Here is a 9,507-nt window from a genome sequence, read left to right on the forward strand (position 1 = left end):
CGCAGGTTTTACCGTAGGGCAGCCAGGGCGGACAGCTTTTCCTGTGCTGTGTCAGCGGCGGGCAACGGGCCCTCTGAGGGCAGCGTGCCGAAACGCTCGGCCAGAAAATCCAGCAGCCTGCGCACCCGCAGCGGCCCGTTTTTCTGCGCCAGTACCACCGCGTGCAGGGGCGCATCCTCCGTCGTCCACTCGGGCAACAGGGCCACCAGGCGCCCGGCCTGCAGGTCGGGCAACACGTCGAGCCGGCTTTTGTAGGCAATGCCTTCGCCTTGCACGGCCCATTGCCGCACCATCGATCCACTGGAGGCGCACAGAGGCCCGTCGATCTTCACCTGCACCCCGCGCCCGTTGCGGCTGAACTGCCACTGCACGTGGCGCCGTCCGCTCAGAAAAAAGGTCAGGCAGCGGTGGTGTGCCAGATCGCCGGGGTGTTCGGGGGCGCCGTGCTGGCGCACGTAGTCGGGGCTGGCCACCAGCACGCGGCGGTTGGTGCACAGCCGACGGGCGACCAGGCTGGAGTCGGGCAGGTCGCCATAGCGCAGCGCCATGTCCAGCCCGTCGCGCGGCAATGCCTGCACGGTGTCGCTGGCGTGCAGCACCACCTGCAACTGGGGGTGCTGCCGCAGGAACTCGGGCAGCCAGGCCGCCAGCCAGACGCTGGCCAGGTCCGTGGGTGCCGACAGGTGCACCACGCCCTGCAGGCCGCAGTAGCGGTCGCACAGCTGCGCTTCGCCCTCGGCCCACACGGCCAGCAGGCGCTCACAGGTGTCCAGAAACTGTTCACCCTCGGGCGTCAGCCGCAGTGACCGGGTGCTGCGCTCCAGCAGCCGCACGTTCAGCTGGGTTTCAAGCTTCTTGAGCGTGGCACTCACCGCAGCGGGGGTCAGGTCCAGCTGGCGGGCGGCTTCGCTGAAGGAACCGGCGGCGGCCACGCGGGCAAACAGGCGGGCGTCTTGCAGGTGCAGCATGGTCTTCAAAAATAATTTGTGATGGATTCAATTTTGAATGCCTTTTTCAAAATTGGCTATCTCTCTACAGTCACTCCATCGTTTGTTTTTGTTGCCTGGAGAATTGACCATGACCCCTGCCACCATGAAGGCCGTTGGCCTGCACCAGTACCTGCCCATTGACCACCCCGAAGCCCTGGTGGACCTGACCCTGCCCGTGCCCACCCCGGGCGCGCACGACCTGCTGGTGCAGGTCGAGGCGATTTCCGTGAACCCGGTGGATGCCAAGGTGCGCGCCCAGAAGTCGCCGCCCCCCGCCGGCCCCCGCGTGCTGGGCTGGGATGCTGCCGGCACCGTGGTGGCCGTGGGCAGCGCCGTGAACCGCTTTGTGGTGGGTGACGCCGTGTACTTTGCGGGCGACATCACCCGCGCGGGCAGCAACGCGCAGTTTGTGCTGGTGGACGAGCGCATCACTGGCCCCAAACCCGCCTCGTTGGGTTTTGCCGAGGCCGCCGCACTGCCTCTCACCGCCATCACAGCCTGGGAGGCCCTGTTCGACCGCCTGGGCTTGTTGCCCACACCTGCCGCGGACAGCCCCCAACGCGGTCAATCGATCCTGATCATTGGCGCGGGCGGCGGCGTCGGCTCCATCGCCGTGCAACTGGCGGTGGCGGCGGGCCTGACGGTGGTGGGCACCGCATCGCGCGCCGAGTCGGTGAACTGGGTGCGTGAACTGGGCGCGGCCCATGTGGTGGACCACCACCAACCGCTGCGCCCGCAGCTCGACGCCCTGGGTGTGGGGGAAGTCAACCATGTGCTCCTGCTGGCCGACACCGACACGCACTTTGCCGCGCTGCCCAGCGTGCTCAAACCCCAGGGGCGCGCCTGCGGCATTGTGGAGAATGCCCAACCGCTCGACCTGAACCTGCTCAAAGCCAAGAGCCTGGGGTTTGTGTGGGAGATGATGTTCACCCGCAGCATGTTCCAAACGCCCGACATGGCCGCGCAGCACGCCCTGTTGGCCGAGGTAGCGCGTCGCATCGATGCAGGCAGCCTGCGCAGCACGCTGCGCGAGGTGGTGGGCACCATCAACGCCACCCACCTGCGCGATGTGCACCGCCGCATCGAATCGGCGCACACCACGGGCAAACTGGTGCTGGCGGGGTGGTGAATATCAATTGCTATTGAATCAATAGCTTCTGGCGCTTGGTGGATAAGCGCTAGAGGCCGATTTGGTTGATATCTCTGCCCGTCAGCGTGCCCGCATCCCCATCACCGCCGCGCTGATGATCATCGCCGTGGCCAGTGCAATGCTCCAGCTGAACGTGCGGCCACTCACCACAATCAGCAGCGCGGTGGATGCCAGCGGCGTGATGTAGCTCAGGATGCCGATGTGCCGCGCGTCCCCGAGCTTGAGGGCCTTGTCCCACATGAAAAACGACGCCCCCAGCGGCCCCAGGCCCAGCACCGCCAGCAGTGCCCAGTCGCGCGGATGCAGCGCCACGGCAGGCTCCAGCGCCACATGGCAGAGCAGCGACAGCACCCCCGACACCAGCCCGAACAGCCCGATGGCCGTGGTCGGGAAGGCGGCCACGCGCTTGGTCAGCAGCGAGTACGTGGCCCAGATGAATGCTGCTGCGAGCGCGGGCAGATAGCCCCAGGCCAGCGTGCCGCTCAGCTCGCGGCCGCCCACGATCGCAATGCCGGCACCCCCAAAACCCAGCAGTGCCGCCAGCACATGCGGCAGGCGCAGCGACACGCCGGGCAGCACCACGGGCGAGAGCACCACGATGAACAGTGGCCACAGGTAGTTGACGAGGTTGGCCTCTACCGGTGGCGCGTGGCGCAGCGCAATGAAGAGCAGGAAGTGGTACGCGAACAGGCCATACACGCCGAGTGCCAGCGTGCGCAGCGGAATGCGCCACTGCGACGGATCGCGCAGCACGAACGGCCAGGCCGGCACGCTGCCAATGATGAGCGCGATGCCCGTGAGGAGGAACGGCGGAATGTGGGTGAGCGACACCCCCAGCGAGGCGAGGGAAGCCCACAGCGCGATGGCGCCCAGGGCGTAGAGATTGGCTTGCATAGGCGCCAAGGATAGGTGCACTGCCCGTTGTGCGGCGACGGTGGCTCGTCGCGGAACGACGGTGCGAGGCGTATGGAGAACGAATCGATACCGAGCCGTCAGGTCGACGCGTCGGTCAGCGGGTTTGCTGCGGCAGGCTGTCGATCTGCGGATCGCAGGCGGGGCTGATGGATGAGGCGGCGCGCGCCACTTTCCACCACACTGCAGCAGAGGTGCTGAACGCGGTCAGGAGGAATGAAAAGAAGCCTGCCAAGTAGTACAGCTGGTCGCGCCAACCGAAATGACGGTCGATGACCAGAAGCGTCGCCACGCCGAGGCTGGCTGTAACCACCATCGTTGCAATCGAACGGGGCGACAGTCTTTTGAATCGTTGAAGTACAAAGGCACTGATAAAAATGGCTGCTGTGAGCACAGCCAGGAGCAGAGGGGAGAGCATGATCAAGACGCCAACGGCACGTACTGGTGCGTTGTCAGGGCTGCCGTCTGCGTGGACGTAAGGAGTTTGCGCGACGGGCAACACCAGGCAGATGGCAGCCACAGTCCAAAACGCCATCGAGGCCATCAGGGACGCCACGAACATACGGAGCGGTGCAACGCGAGTCATGATCTTGGCAGATGTTGAGAGGTGTGGAGCTTGAGGTAGCCCTATGCCTGGAGACGCCGCAGCGCCGCCGTCAACGCCGAGGGGGAGCGGTAGCCCGTGCGCCGCGCCACCTCGCCGACAGCCAGGCCGCTGTCGCGAAGCAACTGGGCATGCTCAAGCCGCAGGCTGCGCAGCCAGGCCATGGCGCTCACACCCCGGTCGTCGCGACAGCGCGCCGCGAACTGGCTGGGGCTGAGGTGCACGCGCTGTGCCAGGTCGGCCACGGTAAGGGGTGTGTGCCACTGCTGTGCGGCCCACTGCTCCAGCGCGGTCCAGTCGATAGGGCGGCGGCGGACGTGGCTGCCTGGGGATCCGGTGGTGGCGCGGTCGATGCTGTCAGCCAGCCAGGCTTCGCGCAACAGCGCAGGGCCGTGGACCTGGGCCAGGGGAGCGCGGTGCCGTAGGGCGGTAGCCAGGTAGCGCACCAGTGGCAGGGCCGGGGCGGGCAATATGGAATGGCCGGCGCGCTGCGCGGCGCAGCGCGCCCAGTCAGAGTGGCTGCTGTCCAGCACCAGGCAAAGGCTACCGCCGGAGGATGCGAAGTCGTGCCGGTCACCAGGTGCGATCACGCAACCCGCGCCAGGGTCCACGCGCCAGCCGCGGCCTTCGACCTCAAGCTCCAGCGCGCCCGAGAGGCCCAGCAGGATCTGGAAATGTGCGTGGCTGTGGCTGCCCGGCGATGCGCCATAGCGCCGCAGCGAGAGCGATTCCGCCGGGCCCATGTGCGTGCGCTCTGCAGTTTTGCTCTGCGCGGGACTTACACGCCTGCGGCGTGTGCCTGCTGATCGGCGTGGTAGCTGCTGCGCACCATGGCGCCCACCGCCGCGTGGCTGAAGCCCATCTTGTAGGCCTCTTCCTCGAACATCTTGAAGGTGTCGGGGTGCACGTAGCGGCGCACGGGCAGGTGGCTGTTGCTGGGCGACAGGTACTGGCCGATGGTCAGCATGTCGATGTGGTGTTCGCGCATGTCGCGCATCACCTGCAGGATCTCTTCGTCCGTCTCGCCCAGTCCGACCATGATGCCGCTCTTGGTGGGCACCTTGGGGTGCAGGGCCTTGAACTTCTTGAGCAGGTTCAGGCTGAACTGGTAGTCGGAGCCCGGACGCGCTTCCTTGTACAGGCGAGGCGCGGTTTCCAGGTTGTGGTTCATCACGTCGGGCGGCGCGGCCTTCAGGATCTCGAGCGCGCGGTCGTCGCGGCCCCGAAAGTCGGGCACCAGGATCTCGATCTGCGTGGTGGGCGACAGTTCGCGGATGTTCTGGATGCATTCCACGAAGTGGCCGCTGCCGCCATCGCGCAGGTCGTCGCGGTCCACGCTGGTGATCACCACGTACTTGAGCTTGAGTGCGGCAATGGTCTTGGCCAGGTTCAGCGGCTCGTCCTTGTCGAGCGGGTCGGGGCGGCCATGGCCCACGTCGCAGAACGGGCAGCGGCGCGTGCACTTGTCACCCATGATCATGAAGGTGGCCGTGCCTTTGCCAAAGCATTCGCCGATGTTGGGACACGACGCTTCTTCGCACACCGTGTGCAGCTTGTGTTCGCGCAGGATTTCCTTGATCTCGTAGAAGCGCGTGGTGGGGCTGCCCGCCTTCACGCGAATCCATTCGGGCTTCTTGAGCACCTCGCCCTGCTCCACCTTGATCGGAATGCGCGACAGCTTGGCGGCAGCCTTTTGCTTGGCCAGCGGGTTGTAGGCTTCGGTGGATTGCGCTTCGCGGACGACTTCAGGGGTGCTCATGGCTGTAGGCAGAGTTCAGGGCGCCAACCGGATGCTGAGCTGCTGGCCCAGCACCTGCGCGGCTTCTTCCCAGGTGGTTTGGACCCCGATTGTAGAAAGGTCCACCGTTTTCAATCCTGCGTAACCGCAAGGGTTGATGCGCGCGAAGGGTTCCAGGTCCATCGCCACATTGAGTGCCACGCCGTGGTAGGTGCTGTGCCGGCTGACCTTGATGCCCAGGGCGGCGATCTTGCCCACGCCTTCGAAATCGGGAACCGGTGCGGCCGTGCCGATTTGTTTTTGTGGGCGCTGGGGCAGCATGGCGTGGCTGTGGGGGTCGTCCAGGCGCACGTAGATGCCAGGTGCGCCGCCCACTCGATGGCCGGTGATGCCAAAGTGCGCCAGCGTGCGGATCACGGCTTCTTCCACGCGGTAGACGTACTCCTTGACGAAGTAGCCGGCGCGCTGCAGGTCGATCAGCGGGTAGGCCACCACTTGGCCGGGACCGTGGAAAGTGACCTGCCCGCCACGGTTGGTGGCAACGACGGGGATGTCGCCCGGGTTCAGCACGTGATCACTTTTGCCTGCGAGTCCCTGTGTATACAGCGGGGCGTGCTCACACACCCACAATGCGTCTGGCGTGTCGGGGGTGCGGGTGGCCGTGTAATCCTGCATCGCCTGCACGGTGGCGCCATAGTCCACGCGGCCCAGTATGCGAATGTCGATGCCCATGCGACAAATTTGCTGCAGCCTCGGGCTACAGAACCACCTTCACCATGGGATGCGACGACAGTGCACGGTACAGGCCGTCGAGCTGCTCGCGGCTGGTTGCAGTGATGGTGATGGTTACTCCGAGGTAATTGCCAGCGCGGCTGTCGCGAAGTTCAATGGTGCCAGCGTCAAAGCTTGGATCAAACTGGCGGGCCAATTCAGTGACAGCATGCACAAAGCCGTCCACCTTGGCGCCCATGACCTTGATGGGGAACCTGGAGGGGTATTCGATCAACGAGTCTTTGCGCGGATCGTTAGTCTGTGCGTCGAGGCCGTTGGCAGGTGGTGGGCTGGAGGATGTCATGGTGAATGCTGCTTCGGTTTCAATAGCTGGCAGGGCTTTGCCATTGTGCGCCAGCGGGGTTGTCGTAGTGGCGCCTGGCGCACGACGGCATGCCCCAGACCAGTGCATGGCGGTGCGGAAGAAAGGAAAAAAGCCGTTGGACTGTCACCACAACAGAGCACACACACGCACCGGTTTCAGGCCGGGCTTGCAGGTCTTTGTCGAGCGTCACGGGTTTTTACTTATAATTAGAGGCTTTGTGAAAGTTGCAGTCTGTAACGCGGGCGTCATTCAACGATGAAAACAATCCCGCCTGAGACTGAAATTGAGGCTGAAGAATCTGACTTCAAGTCCCTGACGGCCCAAGAGGCAGAGCAGTGGCGTAGTCGCAATCCTTCCATCTCGGTATGGAAGGTGGTGGCAGGTCAGGCGCTGGTCGGAATGCTGGTGGCCCTGGTGGCCTGGGTTCTGACGGGCAGGGCATCGGTGGGCTGGTCTGCAGCTTATGGTGCGCTGGCTGTAGTGGCTCCGGCAGCTTTGTTTGCTCGCGGTGTGTTGCGTCATTCGGCGTCTTCCAATCCGCGTGCTGCCATGGTGGGGTTCTTTGGCTGGGAGATCGCCAAGATCGTGCTGACAGTGGCGCTGCTTGCAGTGGCGCCTCGGCTGGTGCCGGGCTTGAGCTGGATTGCCTTGCTGGTTGGCATGGTGGTCGCAATGAAAACGTACTGGGTGGCACTTTTGGTGCGGCCTGGTGTCCGAAAAACCGATTGATATAGAGAAGAGTTGTCCGATGGCCGCAGAAGCGCACGCTCCGACTGCAAGTGAATACATCGTTCACCACCTGCAGCATCTTCAAAACGTCAACCAGACCAAGATTGTTGATTTCACCGTCATCAACTATGACTCGATCATCGTGGGTTTGGTTCTGGGTGCCCTCACCCTTTTGATTCTGTGGTCAGCTGCCCGTAAGGCAACCTCTGGCGTCCCAGGCCGTTTCCAGGCTGCGGTGGAGATGCTGGTCGAGATGGTGGACAACCAGGCCAAGGCCAACATCCACAACGCCGAAAGCCGCAAGTTCATCGCCCCTCTGGGCCTCACGGTGTTCGTCTGGATCTTCCTGATGAACTTCATGGACATGCTCCCTGTGGACCTGCTGCCCGCCATCTGGGCCCAGATTTACGGTGCCGCCGGCCATGATCCTCACCACGCCTACCTGCGTGTCGTGCCGACGGCCGACCTGTCGACCACCCTGGGTCTGGCGTTTGCCATCCTGATCCTGCGCTTCTGGTACAGCGTCAAGATCAAGGGCGCTGGCGGCTGGGCGCACGAACTCGTGTCGGCGCCATTCGGCACCAGCAAGAATCCCATCTTCGCCCTGATCCTGGGCGTGGTGAACCTGCTGATGCAGATCATTGAATATGTCGCCAACACCGTGTCGCATGGCATGCGGTTGTTCGGCAACATGTACGCTGGCGAACTGGTGTTCATGCTGATTGCCCTGATGGGCGGCGCAGCTGCACTGTCGCTGTCGGGTGTGCTGCTGCCTGTGGGCCACGTCATCGCTGGCACCATCTGGACGCTGTTCCACATTTTGGTGATCTCGCTGCAAGCGTTCATCTTCATGATGCTTGCGCTGATCTACCTCGGTCAGGCGCACAACGCGCACTAAGTTTCCCTTTCGCTTTTTCTTTCCTTAACTTTTCTTTTTTACTCAGGAGTCATCATGGAAAACATTCTCGGTCTCGTCGCTCTGGCTTGTGGTCTGATCGTTGGTCTGGGCGCTATCGGCGCTTCCATCGGTATCGCACTGATGGGTGGCAAGTTCCTCGAATCGTCGGCACGTCAGCCTGAACTGATCAACGAACTGCAAACCAAGATGTTCATCTTGGCCGGTCTGATCGACGCTGCCTTCCTGATCGGCGTGGCCATCGCCCTGCTGTTCGCATTCGCCAACCCCTTCGCTTCGACGTTCTTGGCCAACCTGCCCAAGTAAGTCCCGTTCAACGCCACTCTAGAAAGGTGTTGCCGTGAGTATCAACGCGACCCTGTTCATTCAGGCCATCGTCTTCTTGATCCTGGTGTGGTTCACGATGAAATTCGTGTGGCCCCCGATCGCGAAGGCGTTGGATGAACGAGCCCAGAAAATCGCCGAAGGCCTCGCTGCTGCCGACCGTGCCAAGTCCGAGCTGACCGCTGCGAACCAGCGCGTCGAGAAGGAATTGTCACAGGCGCGCAACGAAACGGCCTCGCGTCTTGCGGACGCCGACCGACGTGCCCAGGCCATCATCGAAGAAGCCAAGGCACGCGCCACGGAAGAGGGCAACAAGATTGTCGCTTCCGCACGTGCCGAAGCCGAACAGCAAACCGTGCAAGCCCGCGAGGCCCTGCGTGAGCAGGTCGCTGCGCTGGCCGTCAAGGGGGCTGAGCAGATTCTCCGCAAGGAAGTCAATGCCGGCGTTCACGCCGACCTGCTCAACCGCTTGAAGACCGAGCTGTAAGGGGACACACATGGCTGAACTCGCCACCATTGCCCGCCCTTACGCGGATGCTCTGTTCAAGGCCGCGACTGCGGGTGCGGGCATGGACCTGGCCAGCACTGCTGACTGGGTCGATGAACTGGCGGCCATTGCCGCCAACCCCCAGTTGCGCCAGCTGGCGGACAACCCCAAGGTGACCGCAGACCAGGTGTTTGCAGTTGTCACGGGTGTGGCGCGCTCGGCGCTGTCCGACACGGCCAAGAACTTTCTGCGCACGGTCATCGACAACGGGCGCCTCAACGCGCTTCCGGAAGTGGCTGCGCAGTTTCGTGCCCTCGTGAATCGCCGTAGCGGCTCTTCGGATGCCGTGGTGTACAGCGCCTTTCCGATGGACAGTGCCGCACTGTCCGAGGTCAGCGCAGCGCTGGAAAAGCGCTTCGGCCGCAAGCTCAATCTCGCCGTTCAGCAGGACGAGTCTTTGATTGGCGGCATTCGCGTAGTGGTGGGTGACGAGGTGCTGGACACTTCGGTCAAGGCCCGTCTTGAACAAATGAAAGCGGCCCTCACCGCGTAACACGCGGCG

13 protein-coding genes are annotated in these 9,507 nt (G+C 63.6%); 6 read left to right on the forward strand and 7 right to left on the reverse strand.

The window, feature by feature from the left end; genetic code table 11:
* Positions 1 to 8: 8 nt before the first annotated feature.
* Positions 9 to 968, reverse strand: a complete 960-nt coding sequence (locus ARADN35_RS0125210) for a LysR family transcriptional regulator (protein WP_035198771.1) — start codon at positions 966 to 968, stop codon at positions 9 to 11.
* A gap of 124 nt (positions 969 to 1,092) precedes the next feature.
* Here ARADN35_RS0125210 and ARADN35_RS0125215 point away from each other — a divergent pair, with 124 nt between their 5' ends.
* Positions 1,093 to 2,118, forward strand: coding sequence for a zinc-binding alcohol dehydrogenase family protein (locus ARADN35_RS0125215; protein WP_029414400.1), 1,026 nt, complete (start codon positions 1,093 to 1,095; stop codon positions 2,116 to 2,118).
* Positions 2,119 to 2,199: 81 nt separating this feature from the next.
* On the opposite strand, the gene ARADN35_RS0125220 is transcribed toward ARADN35_RS0125215, so the two are convergent.
* From ARADN35_RS0125220 to ARADN35_RS0125245, 6 genes are all read right to left on the reverse strand, one after another.
* Positions 2,200 to 3,033 (reverse strand): DMT family transporter, encoded by an 834-nt coding sequence (locus tag ARADN35_RS0125220; RefSeq protein ID WP_010467210.1) that lies wholly within the window; start codon positions 3,031 to 3,033, stop codon positions 2,200 to 2,202.
* A gap of 115 nt (positions 3,034 to 3,148) precedes the next feature.
* Positions 3,149 to 3,637 (reverse strand): hypothetical protein, encoded by a 489-nt coding sequence (locus ARADN35_RS0125225; protein ID WP_139019241.1) that lies wholly within the window; start codon positions 3,635 to 3,637, stop codon positions 3,149 to 3,151.
* A gap of 41 nt (positions 3,638 to 3,678) precedes the next feature.
* A complete protein-coding gene (locus ARADN35_RS0125230; RefSeq protein WP_010467213.1) occupies positions 3,679 to 4,398 on the reverse strand; it encodes an AraC family transcriptional regulator in 720 nt (239 codons plus the stop codon).
* Positions 4,399 to 4,433: 35 nt separating this feature from the next.
* Positions 4,434 to 5,414, reverse strand: coding sequence for a lipoyl synthase (lipA, locus tag ARADN35_RS0125235; protein ID WP_010467215.1), 981 nt, complete (start codon positions 5,412 to 5,414; stop codon positions 4,434 to 4,436).
* Between the two features lie 15 nt (positions 5,415 to 5,429).
* Positions 5,430 to 6,125 (reverse strand): lipoyl(octanoyl) transferase LipB, encoded by a 696-nt coding sequence (lipB, locus tag ARADN35_RS0125240; protein WP_010467217.1) that lies wholly within the window; start codon positions 6,123 to 6,125, stop codon positions 5,430 to 5,432.
* A gap of 25 nt (positions 6,126 to 6,150) precedes the next feature.
* A complete protein-coding gene (locus ARADN35_RS0125245; RefSeq protein WP_010467220.1) occupies positions 6,151 to 6,468 on the reverse strand; it encodes a YbeD family protein in 318 nt (105 codons plus the stop codon).
* A 276-nt stretch (positions 6,469 to 6,744) separates the two neighbouring features.
* Between ARADN35_RS0125245 and ARADN35_RS0125250 the strand changes: the two genes are divergently transcribed.
* From ARADN35_RS0125250 to ARADN35_RS0125270, 5 genes are read left to right on the forward strand one after another with little or no spacing between them, the layout of a single operon-like run.
* Positions 6,745 to 7,218, forward strand: coding sequence for an ATP synthase subunit I (locus tag ARADN35_RS0125250; protein ID WP_029414401.1), 474 nt, complete (start codon positions 6,745 to 6,747; stop codon positions 7,216 to 7,218).
* A 19-nt stretch (positions 7,219 to 7,237) separates the two neighbouring features.
* On the forward strand, positions 7,238 to 8,116 hold the full coding sequence (atpB, locus tag ARADN35_RS0125255; RefSeq protein ID WP_010467223.1) for a F0F1 ATP synthase subunit A: 879 nt from the start codon (positions 7,238 to 7,240) through the stop codon (positions 8,114 to 8,116).
* A gap of 54 nt (positions 8,117 to 8,170) precedes the next feature.
* Positions 8,171 to 8,440 (forward strand): F0F1 ATP synthase subunit C, encoded by a 270-nt coding sequence (atpE, locus tag ARADN35_RS0125260; protein ID WP_007847749.1) that lies wholly within the window; start codon positions 8,171 to 8,173, stop codon positions 8,438 to 8,440.
* 34 nt (positions 8,441 to 8,474) lie between these two features.
* Positions 8,475 to 8,945, forward strand: a complete 471-nt coding sequence (locus ARADN35_RS0125265; RefSeq protein ID WP_007847746.1) for a F0F1 ATP synthase subunit B — start codon at positions 8,475 to 8,477, stop codon at positions 8,943 to 8,945.
* Positions 8,946 to 8,955: 10 nt separating this feature from the next.
* The gene (locus ARADN35_RS0125270) at positions 8,956 to 9,498 is read left to right on the forward strand and encodes a F0F1 ATP synthase subunit delta (protein WP_010467227.1); all 543 of its coding nucleotides are present in this window, start codon (positions 8,956 to 8,958) and stop codon (positions 9,496 to 9,498) included.
* Positions 9,499 to 9,507 lie beyond the last annotated feature (9 nt).

The organism is Acidovorax radicis N35, from assembly GCF_000204195.1.
Lineage (GTDB): Bacteria > Pseudomonadota > Gammaproteobacteria > Burkholderiales > Burkholderiaceae_C > Acidovorax > Acidovorax radicis.

What these genes read in the sequence shown, in the direction of transcription:
- ARADN35_RS0125250 (WP_029414401.1), top strand. Translation starts at nt 6,745, where the DNA reads ATGAAAACAATCCCGCCTGAGACTGAAATTGAGGCTGAAGAATCTGAC.
- ARADN35_RS0125220 (WP_010467210.1), bottom strand. Translation starts at nt 3,033, where the DNA reads ATGCAAGCCAATCTCTACGCCCTGGGCGCCATCGCGCTGTGGGCTTCC.
- ARADN35_RS0125245 (WP_010467220.1), bottom strand. Translation starts at nt 6,468, where the DNA reads ATGACATCCTCCAGCCCACCACCTGCCAACGGCCTCGACGCACAGACT.
- ARADN35_RS0125225 (WP_139019241.1), bottom strand. Translation starts at nt 3,637, where the DNA reads ATGACTCGCGTTGCACCGCTCCGTATGTTCGTGGCGTCCCTGATGGCC.
- lipB (WP_010467217.1), bottom strand. Translation starts at nt 6,125, where the DNA reads ATGGGCATCGACATTCGCATACTGGGCCGCGTGGACTATGGCGCCACC.
- lipA (WP_010467215.1), bottom strand. Translation starts at nt 5,414, where the DNA reads ATGAGCACCCCTGAAGTCGTCCGCGAAGCGCAATCCACCGAAGCCTAC.
- ARADN35_RS0125215 (WP_029414400.1), top strand. Translation starts at nt 1,093, where the DNA reads ATGAAGGCCGTTGGCCTGCACCAGTACCTGCCCATTGACCACCCCGAA.
- ARADN35_RS0125210 (WP_035198771.1), bottom strand. Translation starts at nt 968, where the DNA reads ATGCTGCACCTGCAAGACGCCCGCCTGTTTGCCCGCGTGGCCGCCGCC.
- atpB (WP_010467223.1), top strand. Translation starts at nt 7,238, where the DNA reads ATGGCCGCAGAAGCGCACGCTCCGACTGCAAGTGAATACATCGTTCAC.
- ARADN35_RS0125270 (WP_010467227.1), top strand. Translation starts at nt 8,956, where the DNA reads ATGGCTGAACTCGCCACCATTGCCCGCCCTTACGCGGATGCTCTGTTC.
- ARADN35_RS0125230 (WP_010467213.1), bottom strand. Translation starts at nt 4,398, where the DNA reads ATGGGCCCGGCGGAATCGCTCTCGCTGCGGCGCTATGGCGCATCGCCG.
- atpE (WP_007847749.1), top strand. Translation starts at nt 8,171, where the DNA reads ATGGAAAACATTCTCGGTCTCGTCGCTCTGGCTTGTGGTCTGATCGTT.